This window comes from Exiguobacterium artemiae (genome assembly GCF_033342815.1).
Taxonomy (GTDB): domain Bacteria; phylum Bacillota; class Bacilli; order Exiguobacteriales; family Exiguobacteriaceae; genus Exiguobacterium_A; species Exiguobacterium_A artemiae_A.
Map to the genome: position 1 here is coordinate 275,514 of NZ_JAWPEN010000001.1, position 20,337 is coordinate 295,850.

A 20,337-nucleotide genomic window follows, 5' to 3' on the forward strand; every position below is an offset into this window, starting at 1 on the left:
AGATGAACAGATGTTTATTTCGCCAATTCGTAAATCGCTTCTGCATAAATGGCAACGGCTAATAACAGCTCTTCAAAATCAACATACTCATCCACTTGGTGCGCGACTTCCGGTCCGCCCGGGAAAACAGGTCCAAATGCGACACCAGCTGTCAATGAACGGGCATAGGTTCCGCCACCGATCGCAATCAAGTCGGCCTTTTGATTTGTTTGCCGTTCATAGACCGCACTGAGTGTCCGGATCAGTTCATGATTCGGATCGACATGATGCGGCGGCATGTGCGTGCGTGTTTGAAGTTCAAAACCGTATGCGATGGCTGCTTCTTTAATCAACTGTAGGCGTTCTGTGAAATCAGCACTGTAAGGATAACGGATATTAAGCGAAGCCGTCCCTTGCCCCTGTTCGTAACGGAAAACGCCTCCGTTGATCGTCAAGTCGCCGGTTTCATCGGATGCAGCCACGCCAAGTGCCACACCGCGTGAATCACGGAACATATGCACAACCATATCGAGATAACGGCGGCCATTGTAATCCAGGTGAAGGGTATGCAGGAAACGTGCCAAATGAAGTGCTGCATTTTTTCCGTTATCCGGCTCCATCGCATGAGCCGCGACGCCGATGACATCAAAGATAAGTCCTTCTGCCGTCTCCTTGACTGTTCCTGTCACACCTTGTTTCTCCAGATACTGATGGAAATCTTCTTCAATCGTTCCCCGTTCAGCGACATGAACCGTAGCCGTCGCGTGACCCGGTACCATATTCGGACGCTCTCCGCCTTCGAAACGAATGAGTTGATAGCCTGTATCTGCTGCTTTTACGGGTTTACCTTGAACGAGTAATCCGTCATACAATCCTTTTTCTGCATTAATGATAGGAAAATCAGCATCCGGTGCAAATCCAAGCGTCGGCATTTCTTCATGCTTGAAGTAATGATTCACACAGCGCCATTCGCTTTCTTCATCCCCACCGGCAATCAAACGAATTCGTTTTGAAAGCGGAAGCCCCAACTCTTTGACGATTTTCAAGGCATAATACGCCGCCATCGTGGGTCCTTTATCATCGATCGCACCCCGCGCAATCAATTTCCCGTCGGCTAATGTCGGATTGAACGGGCCGTATGTCCAGTTGTCACCGCCTGCTGGTACGACGTCCAGGTGGCAGAGGATTCCGAGTAATTCATCTCCTTGACCATACTCGAGGTGACCTGCATATCCGTCGACGTTCTTCGTAATGAATCCATCCCGTTCCCCCAGCGCAAGCATCCAATCGAGTGCCCGTTTGACTTCCGTTCCGAACGGAGCACCTTCTTGAATCGTCGTTTCATCGAGAATACTCGGTATGCGTAATAGTTCCTTTAAATCAACTAAGAGATCTTCACGTCGTGCCATGACTTCTTCTTTCCAATTGACCATTTGACTTCTCTCCCTTGTCCGCTAATTCGTTCACCTTTAAGTATAGCGAAAATTTGACAATTACGAACATCCAAAATACCAAATCTTTTGTTATTACGTTTTTAACGAACATTAAAATGAATAAAAGACGATTCATTCGCTATTAACCATTAAAAGTTTGTGTGATTTTTGAAAACGTTCGGTTAAATTACTTGCATTCTATATTAAAAGAGTTATACTAAAGGCGAAACAACTTAATTCATCATCGTCTTTTGTCACCCGAAGCTTTAGAACACTATTCTATCCATTGGGGGAGTGGTTATACCAATGAAAGATTCTACAGACCGTATGTTGACCCGGATTAAATCGATTTATCTCTATATCAATGAGAACGGAGCTACTACGACAGCAGACTTGGTTGAAGAGTTCGGCATTACTTCAAGAACCGTCCAGCGTGACTTGAACGTGCTCGAATACAACAACCTCATTGTAAGCCCAAGACGCGGTACTTGGACATCAAGTAAAAAACAACGACAAGCCGGCTGATTAAGATGTTTCATCAAACTATTTTCTGTAACGACGCGAATCCTTCGCGTCTTTTTTTGTTATTTTTTTTTCAGGCAGGGTATATCTAGTTTGAGAAGGAGATGATGAGATGAATATTTTAATCATTGGAGCAAACGGAACAACAGGGCGAAAAATGGTTGAACTGATCGGGAAACAAGGTCAGCATCAAGCAATCGCCGTCGTACGGGAAGAAAATCAAATCAATGACTTAATCGCCCTTGGCGCATCCGAGGTCCGTCTTGGTGATTTAACGAAAGATGTGACAGATGTCGTCAAAGATGCGGATGTCGTTATTTTTGCAGCAGGTGCCGGCGGAGCTTCGGAAGAGCTGACGCGCGCCGTCGACCAGGATGGAGCCATTAAAGTCATCGATGCGGCCAAAGCAAGCGGGATTGAGCGTTTCTTGATGCTCAGTTCAATCGGTGCCGATCATCCGCAAGGTGATTTAAAAGTTTATCTGGAATCAAAAGGTGCGGCCGACCGTCATTTAAAAGACAGCGGTCTCGATTATACGATTGTCCGTCCAGGTCCACTCAGTTATGATGAACCGAGCGGTACGATCGAGACGAAAGAACACTTTGATTCGTATGAAGGACGCGAAGTCTCACGTGATGATATCGCGGCGCTCTTCGTCACCTTGATTGATCACCCGACCCAAAAACGTCAGTTCGAAGTATTAAGCGGCCCCTTCCCGATTGCGGAAGCGTTGCGTAATCAATAATTCAAAAAGGGCGCCCTTCTATAAGAAGAGCGCCCTTTTTTCATTCCGGTTTCCAGTCAAACAAGGCCAATTCGCCGCGTGTGAGTTCCCGGTATTCTCCTGCTTCAAGAGTCGGATCAAGCGGCAATTGTCCGATCGACAACCGCTTCAGATACGTCACTTCTTTTCCGAGAGCAAGCATCATCCGTTTGACTTGATGGAACTTCCCTTCGGTAATCGTCAGCTCGAGTGTTGATGTTTCGTCCGTCGCTTCCAAGATGACCAGCTTGCCCGGCTTTGTTTTATAGCCGTCCTCAAGTGTGACCCCTTCTGCAACTTCCTCCACGTCCTCTTCTGTCAGCGTACCGATGACTTCCGCATAATAGACTTTCTCGACGTGTTTCTTCGGTGACATCAATGCATGATTAAATGATCCGTCATTCGTCAGCAAGAGCAACCCTTCCGTATCCTTGTCGAGTCGTCCGACCGGGAACGGTTTGAAGTACGTCACGTCGTCAAACAGTAAATCAATCACGGTTTGATCTCGCTTATCTTCTGTCGCACTGATTACGCCGGGCGGTTTGTTCATCATTAAATAAATGAATTTTTGATACGTGACCGGTTCGCCGTATAACAACACTTGTTGATTTTCTGTATCGACGTGCTGTTTCGGGTCGTAGACGATTTCGCCATCGACTTGAATCGCACCCGACTTGAGTAATTGTTTAACTTCTTTTCGGGATCCTGCTCCCATGTTTGAGAGTAATTTATCTAGACGCATTTCCTCGTCCTCGTTTCATTGAAAATTTTCGTCCAAGTACGGCTTCCGCAAGACCGCTCCAAATGGCAAGACCTGCAAAGACGACAATCCCGATTCCGGCTCCGACGATTAAGATGACGAGTGAACCGATCGTCGTAGCGGGAAGCAGAGCGGCTAATCCCCATTTGACGAGCGCGACGCTTGCACCCATGATCGCACTGATGATCATAATCAGTGACGTCCGGCGTAAGACCGTGCTGAACGGGAACTGAACCGTTTGTGTAATCCGGAAGAACATCAATCCGGTTGCGACGACGTATCCAAGGATGGTTGCATATCCGGCCCCTGTTCCGTCTCCGGTCCAGTGAATCAACGGCGCGTTCAACAGATACTTCGTCAGCAATCCTGCCAATGTCGCAATAATCGTGAAATACTGCCGGTTGATCCCTTGCAGTACTGCCGCTGTCACGGAATACAACGCGAGGAATAACGCACTTGGTGCATAACTTAATAAATAAACCCATGCCGCCTGATCTCTCGGGAATAAGACATGGAATGTCTCTTCACTCAGTAAAATCATACCGACGACCGCTGGAATCGTTACGAAAAACGCCAGTTGATAGATTTGCGAGATTTGTTTCCGGACTTTCCGCATATCCCCTTGTGTAAACGAGGCCGTCAAAAGTGGTGTCGCGGATAAGGATAATCCTGTCGCGACCGAAACCGGAATCAAGACAATCTTATGGCTATCTGCAATCAGATAGGCTGTTGCGTTTCCGGCGGCTTCAAGTGTGTATCCGATGCTTTGTAAAGCCGCATTCATCGTGTTTTGATCAATGACCTGATAAAGCGGTGTCGACAGACCGACCATGACGATCGGAATCGCATACGTCAATAGTTCTTTATACAACCCTGATAACGGACGATCCGGCGATATCGTCGTCTGACCGTCGCGTAACGCTTTTAAGCCGGGAGCGCGTTTCCGGAAATAATAAACGAGCACAGCGACACTGCCGATTGCCCCGATGAAGGCACTGAACGTCGCAATCGTTGCTGCCCAGGCTGCATCCGTATCAAACAGATAAATCGCGATGCTGACGCCGGCCAGTAAAAAGATGATCCGGACAATCTGCTCCAAGATTTGCGAAATCGCAGTCGGCCCCATGGATTGATACCCTTGAAAATACCCGCGCGTCATACTCATCGCCGGAATCAGAATCAAAGCAAAACTGACACCGCGAATCGTCATCGTGACAGCATCAACGTAAGAGGCCGAGTCGACATCTCCTCCGGGAATTGCCCGGTGAGCCAGATACGGAGCCAGTAAGAATAAGGCCAGAAAGGAAACGACACCGGTGATGGACATGATTTTTAATCCGGATCGATATAAACGCTCGCTTGTGTCGTATTCCCCCATCGCATTGTACTTCGCGACAAACTTCGAAACGGCTACCGGGATACCGGCTGTTGCGAGACCAATCATGATGGCATAATAGTTATAGGCATACGTGTAAAACATGATCCCCGTCGCTCCGACCATGAACTGAAACGGAAACAGATAAATCAGACCAAGGGCACGGGAGATGAGTGATGCACCGGACAACAACATCGTTCCACGAACGAATCCGGTATTACTGGATGAAGTTTCTTGCTTTTTGCTCACAGTCGACATGGATAACCTTCCTCGCACTTTCTATTTTTTCTTGACTCGATAAACGTCTCAATATACAAGTTCTCTCTTGCACAATTGCAAATCATTATACCGCTCAGCTTCCATAAAAGAAAGAGACGGTTTGTTTACAGTACAAACTTCTGCTAAAGTGAAACAAGCAGAATCCAACAAATGAGGTGACCACATGTATGATGTAATCGTAATCGGAGGCGGACCAAGCGGCTTAATGGCAACGCTCGCCTCGTTACAAGCAGGCGCTAAGACGCTTTTGCTCGATAAAGGAAGTAAACTCGGACGAAAACTGGCAATTTCAGGCGGCGGTCGATGCAACGTCACGAACCGCAAACCATTGGAAGAATTGGTTCAATCGATTCCCGGAAACGGCCGTTTTCTCTACAGTGCCTTTTCTCAGTTCAATAACGAATCCATCATTGAACTGTTCGAAGGCTTTGGTGTCGCGCTGAAGGAAGAGGACAATGGACGAATGTTCCCAGTTTCCGATAAAGCAGCCGACGTTGTCCGGGTATTGATTGATCAAATCCGCCAGCACGGTGCTGAAATTCAAATCAATGCGGAAGTTGCAACACTTGACTTCCATCCGGACGGTTCGTTCGCAGCCGTCCTGCTTGCGGACGGAACCCGCCTCGAAGCGAAGAGTTGTGTCGTCGCTGTCGGCGGACAATCGGTTCCCCACACCGGTTCAACCGGCGACGGTTATCCTTGGGCACGTAAAGCCGGTCATACGATCACGGAACTTTTCCCGACCGAAGTGCCGATTTTACTGAACGATACGTTCATCCAGGAAAAAACACTTCAAGGTCTTTCGTTACGTGACGTCGCGCTGACGGTTCACGGTAAAAAAGATAAACCGATCAAGACGCACACCGGTGATCTGTTGTTCACCCATTTCGGTCTGAGTGGTCCGATTGCTTTACGGTGCAGTCAGTACACGATCAAAGAAAGAAAACGTTCCGGTGAACGTGTTGTCCATCTTTCGATCGACTTGTTCCCGGAAGAATCGATTGGTGCCCTGACGGAACGGTTCCAAGCTGCCCTTGCCGCTAACCCGAAAAAAACGGTCCGCAATGCGTTAAAAGGATTTGTTCCGGAACGATTGCTCGATCTGTTATTTGCCCGGATCGGTTTTGGAGATGAAGTCTGTACGCAAATTAAAAAACAGGACTTCACTCAATTGCTGGCGACACTCAAACGCTTCCCGCTTCAAGCAGTCGGAACACTCGACTTTGATAAAGCGTTCGTCACCGGCGGCGGTGTTTCAATCAAGGAAATCCAACCGAAAACGATGATGTCGAAAAAAGCAGACGGTCTCTTTTTCGCCGGCGAAATCCTCGACATTCACGGCTATACAGGCGGTTATAATATCACAGCCGCTTTCGTGACCGGACATTGCGCCGGAACGAATGCCGCGCTGACCGCGTTATGACAAAAAGGCTAGTTCCACACGGAGCTAGCCTTTTAGTCGATTGGTGTAAACGAACGGCTCGAGAATTTATCCGTTTGGATCAAAGCAAACAACTCATTGTCCTGAACAAATATACCTTCTGCCCCGTATACTTTCGGGCTTGCCGACTCCCCTGTAATCGTCACATCTTTCGTGTCAATCGAATACAGGAATAACGCTTCCGAATCCAACGTGTAAATCCGTCCTTGCCGTTCGGCAAGACCAATCGGACGGAAGTTTTCCGTGAAAGCTTTTTTCGCATCACTGCGCATGCCGTCAGCCGTGTCAATCCGTTTCCGCTCCACAATCGTCAAATACGGTGGTTTTTGTTTTTTCTTTAAAGCGCGTTTTTCCTTTGCGGTCGCGTCTTTATCGATTTTTATTTCATCTTGTTTCGTCGTAAAATACGTCAATTCACTTCGCGCTAACGAACGAATATGATTGATCGTGTAGAATTGTTTTTTCTTGGCATCGTAACCGAGTCCGTGGAAACTGTCGCGGATCGTCGTACCTGCCACCCGTTCCCGTTTGTCTTCTTTCCAGACGCCCTCATCCCGTTTGACGGTCACGAGAATTTGATTGGACGTCAATAAGGCGACCGTCTCGCCGTCAACGAGCGTCATGCCGTCAAGTCCCGATAACATCAACTTACCTTCATCCTCGATTTGGAATGACGCATTGATTCGTTCTCCGGTCCCGCTGATTTCGAAAAAGTGATAATCTTCCGTTACGACAAGATAGGAACCAATTGAATCATCGTACAACATCTGTTGGACGTTTTTGATCAACGGTTCTTCTGGATTCGGAATGGACGATGGGGTTTTCGCCGGTACTTGTTTGACTGCTGCTTGATGTTTCGATTGTGTCTCAATTTTTGCAAACGTCTCTTTGATTTGTGCGACGGTCTCAGGTCTCGAAAAGACGAGCGACACACAAAGGATCAGACCGGAGACGACGGCAAAAATCGTTGTATAGACTATATAAGTTCGTTTCATTTACACAAATCGCCTTTCTGTCTCGGTTTCTGATTCAGTTTAGCAGAAGGCGCCCTAAAAAAAAAGCGGACTTACGACGGAGATAAACGAAAACCCCTCAATCTGACGAATCAGATGAGGGGTTTTGCCTTAGTTCGCTACGATATTGATCAGTTTTTTCGGAACGACGATGACTTTTCGAACCGTTTTATCGCCAATCCACTCCTGTGTTTTTTCATCGGCAAATGCAAGGGCTTCAATTTCTTCTTTTGTTGCCTCCATGCTGATGACGAGCTTCGAACGGACTTTACCGTTGACTTGAATGACGAATTCCATTGTATCGCTGACGAGTTTCGTTTCGTCAAATGTCGGCCATGCCGCATATGTCAATGTATCCTCAAAACCAAGCTGTTCCCATAACTCTTCCCCGAGGTGCGGTGCGACCGGAGTCAGCAATTGAATGAATCCGCGAAGGAAGTGACGCGGTAAGACCGGTTGTTTATTGGCCTCGTTGACGAAGACCATCAACTGCGAAATCCCGGTGTTGAACTGAATGTTCGTGAAGTCTTCCGTTACCTTTTTAACTGTCTGATGGTAGACACGTTCAAAGTCTGCATCGACTGTCGTCACGTCCTGAATGTCCGCTGTCCGTTCAAACAGACGCCAGACACGGTCAAGGAAACGACGTGCCCCGTCAAGACCGTTCTCCGACCACGACACTGAAGCATCAAGCGGTCCCATGAACATTTCGTACAAGCGGAGTGTATCTGCACCGTGCGACTTGACGATTTCATCCGGATTGATGACGTTACCGCGTGATTTCGACATTTTTTCATTGTTTTCCCCAAGAATCATCCCTTGGTTATACAACTTTTGGAATGGTTCTTTTGTCGGTACGACACCGATATCATACAAGACTTTATGCCAGAAGCGGGCGTACAGTAAATGAAGTACGGCATGCTCGGCTCCTCCGATATAAATATCAACCGGGAGCCAGTATTTTAATTTTTCCGGATCGGCAATCGCCTCTTCATTATGCGGATCAATGAAGCGGAGGTAGTACCAGCAGCTGCCGCCCCATTGCGGCATCGTGTTCGTCTCGCGGCGTCCTTTAAGTCCCGTGACCGGATCCGTATAATCGAGCCAGTCTTCCGCAAGGGCGAGTGGTGATTCCCCTGTGCCGGACGGCTTAATTTCCGGAATCATCGGCAATTCAAGCGGAAGTTCCGATTTATCAAGTGTCTTCATCGTTCCGTCTTCCATGTGGACGACCGGAATCGGTTCACCCCAGTAGCGTTGACGGCTGAATAACCAGTCACGCAACCGGAACGTGATTTTTTTGCGTCCGACTTGGTTCGTCTCCAGTTCAGCGATGATCGTTTCAATCGCCTCCTGTTTTGACAATCCGTCGAGCATTTGTGAATTGACGTGTTCGCCTTCACCCGTATAAGCCGCTTCGTCGACGTTGCCGCCTTTGACGACTTCGATGATTGGAAGGTCAAATTGTTTCGCAAATTCATGGTCGCGCTCATCGTGTGCCGGAACGGCCATGATCGCGCCTGTTCCGTATGTCGCGAGGACATAATCGGCGATCCAGATCGGCAGACGTTCGCCGGAAATCGGATTGACGGCAAAAGCTCCCGTGAAGACGCCTGTTTTTTCTTTCGCAAGATCCGTCCGTTCCAAATCTGACTTCGTCTGGACAGACGCGATATACGTTTTAACTGCTTCTTCGTGATCTGCTGTCGTGATGTCCGTGACAAACGGGTGCTCCGGTGCCAGAACGAGATACGTTGCGCCGAAGACGGTATCCGGACGCGTCGTGAAGACCGTCACTTGTTTTTTATGACCGTCGATCGTAAAGTCGATTTCCGCACCTTCCGATTTTCCGATCCAGTTCCGTTGCATTTCCTTAACGGATTCCGGCCAGTCGAGTTCATCCAAATCTTCGAGCAAACGGTCCGCATACTCCGTAATTTTTAAGACCCACTGCCGCATCGGGACGCGGACGACCGGATGATTGCCGCGCTCGGACAGTCCGTCGATGACTTCCTCGTTCGCAAGCACGGTTCCAAGAGCCGGGCACCAGTTAACGGCGACTTCGTCAACGAAAGCCAGTCCCTGTTCATACAATTTCGTGAAAATCCACTGTGTCCATTTGTAATATTTCGGATCCGTCGTATTGATTTCACGATCCCAGTCGTAAGAGAATCCCAAGTCTTTTAACTGACGTTTAAAGGTTTCGATGTTTTGGGCAGTGAACTCCCGCGGGTCATTTCCTGTATCAAGCGCATACTGCTCCGCCGGAAGTCCAAACGCATCCCATCCCATCGGGTGAAGGACGTTGTATCCCTGCATCCGTTTCATCCGGGCCAGGATATCGGTTGCCGTGTATCCTTCCGGATGCCCGACATGCAGCCCTGCTCCCGATGGATAAGGAAACATGTCTAACGCATAAAAGCCTTCTTTTTCCGGATCTTCTGTTGTGACGAACGCATTGTCCTGTTCCCAGCGCGCTTGCCATTTTGGTTCGATTTCACGATGATTGTACGGCATCTTTATTCCTCCTCTGAATATACAAAAAACCGGTCTCCGCCCCTAGGAATAGGGACGAAAGACCGGTTTGTCTCCCGCGGTACCACCCACGTTGTCTGCTGACGCAGACCACTTGATTCACAGATAACGGTGTGAAGGACCGGAGTTCGCTACTTGATTTCACGAATCATGCTCCCTGACGAGTTCAAGGACGATTCCGACTGGTTTGCACCGACCACCAGCTCTCTAAAACGGAATGACTCCCTTACTACTTCAGTTCGTCGCAATGGACTATCTATGTGTAAGTGTAAGCCGAACCTTCCCTTACCGTCAACGGTTGCGTAAAATTTCTCCAATCGCGGCGTGCGACGATACGGCATGATCCGCATGGTGCAGGACTTGTGCCGGCATCCGGTCGTCAAGCAAGGCGATGACTTCCATGCCCGCTTTTTTGGCACCGATCATCCCGTTTGCGGCGTCTTCAATGACGATACAGGCCTCGGGTGACTGATTGATCCGCTCTGCCGCCAGACGAAAAATCGCCGGATCCGGTTTGGAACGCGGGACTTCAAATCCGCTCGTATAAGCATCAACTGTCAATTCATAATGCGTGATGACACGTTTGATTTTTTCCAGTGAACTCGAGGACGCGATCGCAATCCGGTACCCTTCCGTCCGGGCCAGTTCCATCAGTTCTTTTACGCCGTCCTTCAAACCACAGGCTTCCGGCTTCGCATGCTGTTGGAATAATTCGTGTTCGAGTGCCAGCAATGCTTCCGTCGAGTGCGGCAACCCGTGTTGTGTAATCAGTTCCTCCCACATCTCATCCCCGGTTTTCCCCATGAATGTCGCATACTGCGTCAAATCCAGCGGAATCGATAACGTCTTGAACATCTGTTGATGGACTTTAAAATATTGAATTTCACTATCGAGGATGACGCCATCCATATCAAAAATCAAGCCTGTTTTTTTCATGATTTCTCCTCCTGTTATCAGCCTACCAAAAAACCTGATCATCTGCCGATGATCAGGTGGCTAAAACCGTCTCTTGATAACGGTATTCCGGGAAATAATTGGCTGCTTCGTCGCTTCCGTACCGTTGACACAATTGTTCATAGACATGGGGAAGAAGAATCGTCTTTCCCTGGTGGTATTCAAACATACGGTAACCTGTATAGCGGCATTTGCTTTCAAACAGACTGTCCCGTTCCTTATAGCCGCCACCGAGGTGCTGCTCGACCATGCCGGCTGACTTGGAATGTAAAATCGCCTCATACTCCAGACGCTGATTCGGAAAAAGTTTATGTTCATCACGTTGACAGCCGATCAGATGTCCGTGTGCATACTCGTTTCCGAGCAGGACGAAATATCCACCGACCGCTTCTCCCTGCCACTCTGCGATTAACAATAACGGTTCACACAGTTCCGTCGGTTGAAATAACTGTTCAAAATATTCGGGCGTGAAATAGTAATGGGACGAAGCATCCTTCCGGTCCATCGTTTGATAGTAAAGACGGATGAAGGTCGGCAGATCTTCTTTCGATCCTCTTCGGACCATCAGCTCTGACGCCAAGGATTTCCGGATCATACTTCGGTTTTTTTTATGAAAGGTCTGCATGATTTCTTCTACAGAAGGCCGAAGATCGATGCTTGTCGTATGGCGGATGAATTCCGTTTTCGTCCATTCTGCTACACGTTTATGGTTTTCCGTCAGCGGATTAAAACGAATCAATTCGGAAACAATTTTTTGACGCATCGCCCATTGTCGAAACGAACGTTTGGCATCGTTCAGCTCTTCCGAAGTCAACTCACCAATGATTTCCGGACCTCCGTATCCGTAAGGCGTAATCAAATCAAAGTATCCGGTGTCAAAAATCCGCCGCTTCAAGAAGGGATAAAATAATTCACCTGATGCTCCTTGAAAATAAATCAGTCCGGCCGCTTCATCGGTCCGGGCATTCAAATGAACATATTCATAGCTATAAAAAATATCAAGTGATTTATTTTTCACAAGTGATGCCCACGTCAACTGATCTTCCATAAAAATACATTGCCTCATCTTTTTCCACCTCCGGCACATGACACGTCGAACATAGCTATTTTTTTCTTTAATTTGGTTAATAAATTAATATTTACCTTTTAATTCAATACCCAATTTACATGTTTAATATGCTTTTTCAACAAAAAAGACAGACAGCGGGATCAAGCGACCGCTTCTGTCCTTTTCTCATTTTACTGCCTTGTTTGGTATAGCACGAACGAATGTGAATCCTGCCAGCAGGATCAATCCAATCAATGTCATGAACACGGCATTCATACCGGATAAATCATAAATCAGTCCTCCGACAGTCGGACTGATCATCCGCCCTGCCGAAGCGGCGATATTGACATACCCCTGAAACTCGCCTTCTTTCCCGATTGGAGCCAGGCGGGCTGCCATTGCCGGAACCGCCGGCCAAATGAACATCTCACCGATCGTCAAGATGACCATCGCTACTAAGAACATCTTGAATCCGCCAGCAAAAGGCACAATCGCGTAGGACAAAAGAAAAATGCCGGTTCCCGTCAGCAACTGACGTTTCAAGTCGTCACCAAACCAGCGCAGGACAGGTGTCAATAACGGTTGCGCAAATACGATCAGTGCACCGTTAATCGTCCATAAAATCGAGTACTCGGAAATTGTCACACCGAGGGATTTTGTATGCACGGCAAATGTTCCCTGCCATTGAACATACACAAACCACAAGAGCGCATAGCCGACTGAAACATATAACATCGTCCGGACTGAACTCTTCGAGAGCGGCTCCCGCACTTCTTCCCCTGCCGATACCGATTGACGTTTGACCGGATGCACTTGAATCCAGTTCAGCCCCACTAAGAGGACGACGGCAAACAATAAGTAAAGTATCAGATTGGCGATGAAAATGAACTGGATGTCGATTGCTGCAATTTGTCCGCTGATTGCGGTCCCCAGTGCCACACCGACATTTTGGGCAACATAGATTGCATTAAATGCCCGTCTTCCACCTTCCGGCCAAATGACACCGGTCAAAGCATAGATGGTCGGAAACACCATTCCTCCGACGAATCCGATCAATCCTAACATCAGCACATACCCCGTGAAGGTCTGATGGAACAGCCAAAGACCAATCGAGGCAAGGACCAGTCCAATGACACTGATGACAAGCGTCCGTTTCCCGCCTAATCGATCGAATGCTTTTCCGCCGATATAGTTTCCGACAATGGCGAGAGCCGAGTTGACGAATAAAGCCATTCCGGCTTTTGTCATCGACTCTCCTAAATAATCATGAATGTATAATGTATTAAACGGCCATAAAAAAGAGGATCCTGTCGTATTGATTGCCATCGCCAATACCAGAATCCAGACCGCGCGAGGTAATTTCGGCATGGTAAGCATCCTCCAATGTAGTTTCCAACCTTGCCACTTTACGAAATTATTCTCCCCTCTGTCAAGGAACTTCGTTATTAAACGAACAATCGGAAAAATGATACAATTGACTAAAGGGTCAATTTTACGGGTACTTAGAAAAAAATAGAGCATATTATTAGAAAGAGGAGTTTTTGCCATGTCACTTGCACGTGTATTACCTTACGCAAAAGAATTATTGGAATCAGTCATCCATGAAGGGGATTGCGTCGTCGACATGACTGCGGGGAACGGTCATGATACGCATTTCCTTGCCGAACAGGTCGGACCGAGCGGACGGGTCATCGCGTTTGATGTCCAGGAGCAGGCCATCGAAGAAACGACACGCCGTCTGCAGGCAGCTCATGTCTTGGACTGGGTCGATTTATACCATGAAAGCCATATTCATGTCGGAGCCCGCTTGTTTGCTGAACAACGTCCGATCCGTGCCGGAGTATTTAATCTTGGGTACTTGCCGGGGAGCGACAAATCCGTCACGACGACCGGAGAAGAAACGCTCGAAGCACTCCGTGCCCTTCTTCCAGTCCTTGTCCCAGGCGGTCTGGTTGTTCTCGTGATTTACCATGGCCACTCGGAAGGACGACGCGAACGCGATGCGGTGTTGGAACATGTCTCTTCCCTCCCGCAACAGGATTATGCCGTCCTGCAGTATCGTTTCTTGAATCAGCAAAACAATCCCCCGTTCATCGTCGCGATTGAAAAAAAATTAAAGAAACAAACAATCGACTAAACAAAAAGAGGAATCCGGATGCTATCCGGATTCCTCTTTTTCTTGGTGCCGTTTAATCTTCCACCATCTTTAGAAACAGCAATAGCTTTTCAGCAAACCGCGTATTCAAACGTTCAAAACTGAAGTGCGGGAAACCGTGCAGACGTTGCAGATAAATCTGGTCTCCGCCCATCTTCCGGCACACTTCAAGCGTCAGCTTGACGTCGGCGAACTGATCATCCGGTGCATAAAAACAAGCGAGATGGACCCGCGGCAATTTCTTACGTTCTTCGTCATGGATAACGATTTCTTCTTCAATCTCGCGATATTCCGCATACGTCAATTCACCAAGACGTGCAGCATCCTCATTATTCTGTCCGAACGGCAATGTGCCGAGCGGAGCATCCGGACGGAACCGGTCGAAAGCACTTGCAAACACTTGTTTGACGCCGCCTAGTTGCTTCGAGTTGTGCCAATCAAATAACGGCGAGATGAATGTCAGGCTCGCCATCGGCAACTCGTATTCTTGAAGCAGGCGATTGACGACAAGTGCACCCATGCTGCAGGCAATAATGTGAATCGGTAATTTTCGTTTACCGGCTTCGCGTAATGCTTCTTTTAACAGCTGTTGATGTTCTTCAAACGATACACGACGGGGTGCGTCGACCAGGAGAACTTCGTATTCGCGTTCTAATACGCGAATCAGCGCCTCACTCGGTCGAGCACGTAATTGGAGTGGATATACAAGAACGATCACTCCGGTTGGTTGTTCTACCACAAACTCACCTCTTCATTCGATATCTGTTTAGTATGCAACAAATCCGACTCCAGCCAAACCGCCTTAAGTCGGATTCCATTTCTTTAATATATACGTTGCAGACGCGTCACAGGTTCCACTTGTCCGAAGACTTCCTCTGTCGTCTCGCTGATTTCCTTGAATCCGTACGACGTTAAAAAGTGGCGGGCTTTATAGTTTCGGGATTCGACATACACTTCGATCGGAGAGGCTCCCTGCAATTCCAGCTCGCGGATCAGCCGGCGTCCGATCCCGTTTTGTTGGTATTTCGGCAAGACATACAATCGGACGATTTCCCACGTTCCATCAACATCAATCGCGTGAATGAAACCGACGATTTCCCCGTCAATCAGTCCGACGTTGAAATATTCTCCACGTGCTTCCTCCGCTGTCCGAATCGCGCGGACCACTTCTTCCTGCGGGTACGCTTCTTGAACGAAATGGGCTTTCGAGCGTTCTGAATAGATTTCCTCATATGTGTCCATCCAAGACGTGAGCGCAATATCATGAATGCGTGCTGCATCAGCCGGAACCGCTTCGCGTATCTCCATACCGAAATCCCCCTTTTCCTTTTACAGAATACAGACTCATGTTCTTTTACCCTTTTCTAGAAATTTCAGTCGTATCCCTGCAAAGTTCAGGAGAAACAAAAAAAGTTCAGAAACACCCTTTGGAAGGATGTTTCTGAACAATGAATTATGCGAAACGTTTTGCCTGCTCTTCAAGAGTAGCGGCTTTATCAGTCTGCTCCCATGGTAACTCGATGTCTGTACGACCGAAGTGACCATAAGCTGCTGTCTGACGGTAGATCGGACGACGGAGATCAAGCATGTTGATGATTCCAGCCGGACGAAGATCGAAGTTTTCAGCAACCAGTTCAACCAGTTGTGCTTCAGGAAGTTTTCCTGTACCGAATGTATCAACCGCGATTGATACCGGATGCGCGACACCGATTGCGTACGCGAGTTGAACTTCCGCTTTGTCTGCAAGACCTGCAGCTACGAGGTTCTTCGCGACGTAACGCGCTGCGTAAGCAGCTGAACGGTCGACTTTCGTTGGATCTTTACCAGAGAAAGCTCCGCCGCCGTGACGTGCATATCCACCGTACGTATCAACGATGATCTTACGACCTGTTAATCCAGCATCACCTTGTGGTCCGCCGATGACGAAACGACCAGTTGGGTTGATGAAGAATTTTGTATCGGCATCGATATACTCAGTCGGAATGACCGGTGCGATGACATGTTCTTTCAGATCCGCTTGGATTTGCTCAAGCGTCACTTCTTCTGCATGTTGTGTTGAGATGACGATTGTATCAACGCGAACAGGTTCATTGTTCTCATTGTATTCAACCGTAACTTGCGTCTTACCATCCGGACGGAGGTAATCGAGTTGTCCGTTTTTACGAACTTCTGCAAGACGACGAGCCAGTTTGTGTGAAAGTGAGATTGGAAGTGGCATGAGTTCAGGTGTTTCTTTCGTTGCATAACCGAACATCAGACCTTGGTCTCCTGCTCCGATTGCATCGATTTCTTCATCTGACATGTTTCCTTCGCGTGCTTCAAGCGCTTGGTCAACACCGAGAGCGATGTCTGCTGACTGCTCATCGATTGATGTCAATACAGCACAAGTGTCTGCATCGAAACCGTATTTAGCGCGTGTATAGCCGATTTCGCGAATCGTTTCACGAACGACTTTCGGGATATCCACGTAAGTTGATGTCGTGATTTCTCCTGCTACTAATACGAGTCCTGTCGTGACAGAAGTTTCTGCCGCAACACGTGCGTTTGGATCGGCTGCAAGAATTGCATCCAAAATTGAATCCGAAATCTGGTCACAGATTTTATCCGGGTGACCTTCTGTTACTGATTCCGACGTGAACAGTCGGCGATTAAGGTTTGTCATGTTTGACCCTCCCAAAAAAGAATTTGACGGTGTACTCATTTCCCCTAGTTGAGTGGGACGGTAAAATGAAAAAAACCTTTCCATGTCCAAAAATGGTCAGGGAAAGGTTGTGCGTTCTTCCTTTACCCTCTTATCGTTCGAAGTGTTTACTTCGCTTCAGGAGAGCACCTTTTCCTACATTAATGATGAAATTAATATAAGACGGTTGCCGGGTTTCTTCGGGCCTTGTTCCCTCCACCTGCTCAGAATAAGAGTATCCGTTACGAATTACATGATATAAACTTGTGCTCACTCTGTCAAGCAACGTTTTAATTTCTAGTCGAAAAATTTCGGAAGAGATGTTAAACTGTTAATGCTGAAAGCGTTTCCAGATAAATAGAAATCAGCGCATGAAAATGATTGCCCTATCATTAGTATGTCATATATAATAAATGTGCCATACTAATAGTAGAGCCAAAACCAACGTAGGGGAAAGGTGGGGTCAGGATGCCGATGACGGTCCTGAATATCGAAGAACTACTCAAGAAGGAGCATGTGTTCAAACAACTGTCTGTTGCTGAACTAGTCGAACATGCAATTCGCAACAAAGAAGGAGTTCTTGCAGAAAATGGTGCTTTGTCTGTAGAAACGGGGAAATTTACAGGTCGTTCACCGAAAGACAAGTTCATCGTCCGTGATGACTCATGTGAGATGCATATCGATTGGGGTCATGTCAATCAACCGATGGAGTCGGACAAATTCGAGCAACTGTTACAAAAAGTTCTTCGTTATATGAACGAAGCAGATCAACTCTACTACACAGAAGCTGCTGCTGGTGCCGATACGCATTTCACCCTTCCAGTGCGCGTCGTAACCGAATATGCTTGGCATAATTTATTTGCGAAACAGCTGTTCTTACGTGAATATCCTACGGTTGCGGCCTTTGAACCGTTTACGGTCGTCTACGCACCACACTTTAAAGCGGATCCAGCGGTTGACGGCACAAACTCCGAGACCTTCATCGCGATGTCATTCGAACACCGGATTGTTTTGATCGGCGGAACGGAGTATGCCGGAGAAATCAAAAAATCAATTTTCTCTGTCATGAACTATCTTTTACCCCAACAGGAAGTCTTGTCGATGCACTGTTCGGCAAACGTTGGACACGAAGGGGATGTCGCCTTATTCTTCGGACTCTCTGGGACTGGTAAGACCACGCTGTCTGCTGATGACAGTCGTCAATTAATCGGTGACGATGAACACGGTTGGTCTCATGACGGTGTCTTCAACATCGAAGGTGGCTGCTATGCGAAAACAGTTAATCTGTCACGCGAAAAAGAACCACAAATCTTTGATGCGATCCGCTTCGGAACCGTTCTTGAAAATGTCGTCCTCGATGATGCACGGATTCCGGATTATGATGATACTTCATTGACTGAAAATACACGTGCCGCTTACCCGATTACAGCAATTGACAACATCGCTGTTCCGTCACGCGCCGGTCATCCGAAAACGATTGTTTTCCTGACGGCGGATGCCTATGGTGTCCTGCCTCCAATCAGTAAACTGACGAAAGAACAGGCGATGTATCACTTCCTGTCCGGATACACATCAAAACTAGCCGGAACGGAGCGCGGCGTCACTGAACCGGAAGCCACATTCTCGACGTGTTTCGGTTCACCGTTCCTGCCGTTGATTCCAGAAAAATACGCGACGATGCTCGGAGAACTGATCGACCGTCACGGTGTTACCGTTTATCTCGTCAACACGGGCTGGACCGGCGGCGCTTACGGTACAGGAAGCCGGATGAAACTCTCCTATACACGAACGATGGTCAATGCGGCTGTCAACGGTCTGCTCGCAGACATCCCGACAGAAGAACATCCGATTTTCGGTCTGCATATGCCGATCGAAGTACCTGGTGTTCCGACTGACTTGCTCAATCCGGTAAAAGTTTGGGCAAATCCATCTGATTACGAGCAACAAGCGACTGCACTCGCACAAAAGTTCACGCAGAACTTCACGCGTTTCGAAAGTGCGACCGATGCCATCAAATCAGCCGGTCCTCGCGTCTAACATCATACTGATACCAAAAAAGGTTGAGCTCCGTAACGGATGCTCAACCTTTTTCTGTTAGACGATCGAATCGGTTTTGTCTTTTAAATGGAGTTCCTTTTGCGCAAGCCACACTTGACTCTCTTTCAGTAACTCATAAGCCCGGTGCTTCATAATCCCGAACCGATTACTGAGCATCTCAAACCGCTCAAACTCGCCCCGGTCTGCGCTGATCGCAAGCAACAGACAATCGCGAAACGGATGATCTTCCCCTTGCAAGACATTTTTCAAAGCCGGTTCAATCGGAAGCTGATCGATGATTTCACTGATATCCACGGAAAGTAAGGCATCGATGTGTGACAGTAAGCCGATCATATAGGCACTCTCTGCTTTCAGCGTCTTCGTTTCCGTCGCAAACAGTTCGCATAGTTTTGCACAATGTAAGGATGAACGTAATAATTCGTCCGACCATTGATACGGACTCGCAAGTTTCATCTCACGCAAGACGATCAACGAAATCCAGCTCTTCAGCTGGGAAAAGCCCAACAAGGAAATTGCTTGGCGGACGGAGCTGACCGTGTTCCGAAGACCGATGCCCGGAGAGTTGATCAATTGCAGTACTTGCACACTGATGTAAGGATTTCCCTCGATTTCATCCACGACGTCATCATAATGATCATCCGTATCAAGCCATTTCAACATTTTCAACAGGACAGGCACTTGCGGAGGAACGGCCTTTCCTTTCATCAGCATCGGTTTGGCGTAAAAGTATCCTTGGAACCAGTCATACCCCATCGCAAGGCTTCGCGTGTGGTCCTCGTGTGTTTCAACCCGTTCAGCCAAAAAGCGGATATGCGGATAGTTCCGTTTTAAAATATGTAAGATTGCACTTTGTTCGCGTGGATTGATGGCTTCGATATCAATTTTAATCAAATCAATCAAATCAAACAACTCCGGACCGTGGTGACGCAATAAATCCGTTACGAAATCATCAAGCGCCAGGACGAAGCCGGCTTCTTTCCATTTTTGCAGCGTCTGGAGCATCATTTCATCGATCTGAACCGTCTCCAATACTTCAATCACGAATTGAGTCGGATCCAGATGATCGATCAGTTCAGACTGCAACAGATCACCTGTGAAATTAATGAACAATCGTTTTCCTTCTGCTACACGGTCTACTCCCAGATGAATCAGTGTATTCGTCAACACATCCATCGTCGCCAAGTCACCATCAAACACTGCAGGTGTTTCAACGGAACGATAGAGCAGCTCAAAAGCGTCAATCGAACCAAACCGGTCTACAATCGGTTGTCGCGCAAGTAAGATTTCCATCTCATATATCCCTTCTAAATCCGTTAATCTGGCTTATTTTATATGTTCTAGT

17 protein-coding genes, 1 riboswitch and 1 other annotated feature are annotated in these 20,337 nt (G+C 47.7%); of the genes, 5 read left to right on the top strand and 12 right to left on the bottom strand.

The features are described from left to right. Positions 1-14: 14 nt before the first annotated feature. Complete coding sequence (gene pepV, locus R7V76_RS01350) at positions 15-1,412, bottom strand: dipeptidase PepV (RefSeq protein WP_318091015.1); 1,398 nt, start codon at positions 1,410-1,412, stop codon at positions 15-17. 306 nt (positions 1,413-1,718) lie between these two features. On the opposite strand from pepV, the gene R7V76_RS01355 reads away from it, so the two are divergent. Together R7V76_RS01355 and R7V76_RS01360 are read left to right on the top strand one after the other, a co-directional pair. Continuing rightward, positions 1,719-1,937 (top strand): DeoR family transcriptional regulator, encoded by a 219-nt coding sequence (locus R7V76_RS01355; RefSeq protein ID WP_012371138.1) that lies wholly within the window; start codon positions 1,719-1,721, stop codon positions 1,935-1,937. A gap of 109 nt (positions 1,938-2,046) precedes the next feature. After that, positions 2,047-2,679: an SDR family oxidoreductase gene (locus R7V76_RS01360; RefSeq protein ID WP_012371139.1), complete on the top strand. Its 633-nt coding sequence runs from the start codon at positions 2,047-2,049 to the stop codon at positions 2,677-2,679. A 40-nt stretch (positions 2,680-2,719) separates the two neighbouring features. On the opposite strand, the gene R7V76_RS01365 is transcribed toward R7V76_RS01360, so the two are convergent. Further along, entirely contained in the window at positions 2,720-3,439 is a 720-nt protein-coding gene (locus R7V76_RS01365; RefSeq protein WP_214767099.1) for a pseudouridine synthase, read from the bottom strand. After that, complete coding sequence (locus R7V76_RS01370) at positions 3,426-5,090, bottom strand: putative polysaccharide biosynthesis protein (protein WP_290827406.1); 1,665 nt, start codon at positions 5,088-5,090, stop codon at positions 3,426-3,428. The genes R7V76_RS01365 and R7V76_RS01370 overlap by 14 nt, the downstream gene beginning before the upstream one ends. A 184-nt stretch (positions 5,091-5,274) precedes the next feature. Between R7V76_RS01370 and R7V76_RS01375 the strand changes: the two genes are divergently transcribed. Beyond that, positions 5,275-6,534, top strand: a complete 1,260-nt coding sequence (locus tag R7V76_RS01375; RefSeq protein ID WP_290827407.1) for an NAD(P)/FAD-dependent oxidoreductase — start codon at positions 5,275-5,277, stop codon at positions 6,532-6,534. A gap of 32 nt (positions 6,535-6,566) precedes the next feature. On the opposite strand, the gene R7V76_RS01380 is transcribed toward R7V76_RS01375, so the two are convergent. The 5 genes from R7V76_RS01380 to R7V76_RS01400 form a co-directional block, all read right to left on the bottom strand. After that, positions 6,567-7,547: a hypothetical protein gene (locus R7V76_RS01380; protein WP_318091016.1), complete on the bottom strand. Its 981-nt coding sequence runs from the start codon at positions 7,545-7,547 to the stop codon at positions 6,567-6,569. A gap of 129 nt (positions 7,548-7,676) precedes the next feature. After that, positions 7,677-10,082: a leucine--tRNA ligase gene (gene leuS / locus R7V76_RS01385; protein ID WP_290827409.1), complete on the bottom strand. Its 2,406-nt coding sequence runs from the start codon at positions 10,080-10,082 to the stop codon at positions 7,677-7,679. A gap of 47 nt (positions 10,083-10,129) precedes the next feature. After that, positions 10,130-10,352 (bottom strand) — a binding site (T-box leader). A gap of 39 nt (positions 10,353-10,391) precedes the next feature. Further along, positions 10,392-11,036: an HAD family hydrolase gene (locus R7V76_RS01390; protein WP_290827411.1), complete on the bottom strand. Its 645-nt coding sequence runs from the start codon at positions 11,034-11,036 to the stop codon at positions 10,392-10,394. 52 nt (positions 11,037-11,088) lie between these two features. Further along, positions 11,089-12,120, bottom strand: a complete 1,032-nt coding sequence (locus tag R7V76_RS01395; protein ID WP_318091017.1) for a peptidoglycan bridge formation glycyltransferase FemA/FemB family protein — start codon at positions 12,118-12,120, stop codon at positions 11,089-11,091. 168 nt (positions 12,121-12,288) lie between these two features. Then, entirely contained in the window at positions 12,289-13,470 is a 1,182-nt protein-coding gene (locus R7V76_RS01400; RefSeq protein WP_290827415.1) for an MDR family MFS transporter, read from the bottom strand. A 178-nt stretch (positions 13,471-13,648) separates the two neighbouring features. On the opposite strand from R7V76_RS01400, the gene R7V76_RS01405 reads away from it, so the two are divergent. Beyond that, positions 13,649-14,239 carry a class I SAM-dependent methyltransferase gene (locus tag R7V76_RS01405; protein ID WP_290827417.1) on the top strand — a complete coding sequence of 197 codons (591 nt, stop codon included), beginning with the start codon at positions 13,649-13,651 and terminating at the stop codon, positions 14,237-14,239. Positions 14,240-14,291: 52 nt separating this feature from the next. Here R7V76_RS01405 and R7V76_RS01410 read toward each other — a convergent pair whose 3' ends face one another. From R7V76_RS01410 to metK, 3 genes are all read right to left on the bottom strand, one after another. Beyond that, positions 14,292-14,996, bottom strand: coding sequence for a serine aminopeptidase domain-containing protein (locus R7V76_RS01410; protein ID WP_012371150.1), 705 nt, complete (start codon positions 14,994-14,996; stop codon positions 14,292-14,294). Between the two features lie 83 nt (positions 14,997-15,079). Continuing rightward, a complete protein-coding gene (locus R7V76_RS01415) occupies positions 15,080-15,565 on the bottom strand; it encodes a GNAT family N-acetyltransferase (RefSeq protein WP_114595197.1) in 486 nt (161 codons plus the stop codon). A 145-nt stretch (positions 15,566-15,710) separates the two neighbouring features. Then, positions 15,711-16,919 carry a methionine adenosyltransferase gene (gene metK, locus R7V76_RS01420; RefSeq protein ID WP_012371152.1) on the bottom strand — a complete coding sequence of 403 codons (1,209 nt, stop codon included), beginning with the start codon at positions 16,917-16,919 and terminating at the stop codon, positions 15,711-15,713. Between the two features lie 127 nt (positions 16,920-17,046). After that, positions 17,047-17,173, bottom strand: a riboswitch (SAM riboswitch). A 232-nt stretch (positions 17,174-17,405) separates the two neighbouring features. On the opposite strand from metK, the gene pckA reads away from it, so the two are divergent. After that, positions 17,406-18,974: a phosphoenolpyruvate carboxykinase (ATP) gene (gene pckA / locus R7V76_RS01425; RefSeq protein WP_318091018.1), complete on the top strand. Its 1,569-nt coding sequence runs from the start codon at positions 17,406-17,408 to the stop codon at positions 18,972-18,974. A 57-nt stretch (positions 18,975-19,031) separates the two neighbouring features. Here pckA and R7V76_RS01430 read toward each other — a convergent pair whose 3' ends face one another. Beyond that, positions 19,032-20,285: an EAL and HDOD domain-containing protein gene (locus R7V76_RS01430; protein ID WP_318091019.1), complete on the bottom strand. Its 1,254-nt coding sequence runs from the start codon at positions 20,283-20,285 to the stop codon at positions 19,032-19,034. Between the last annotated feature and the right edge of the window lie 52 nt (positions 20,286-20,337).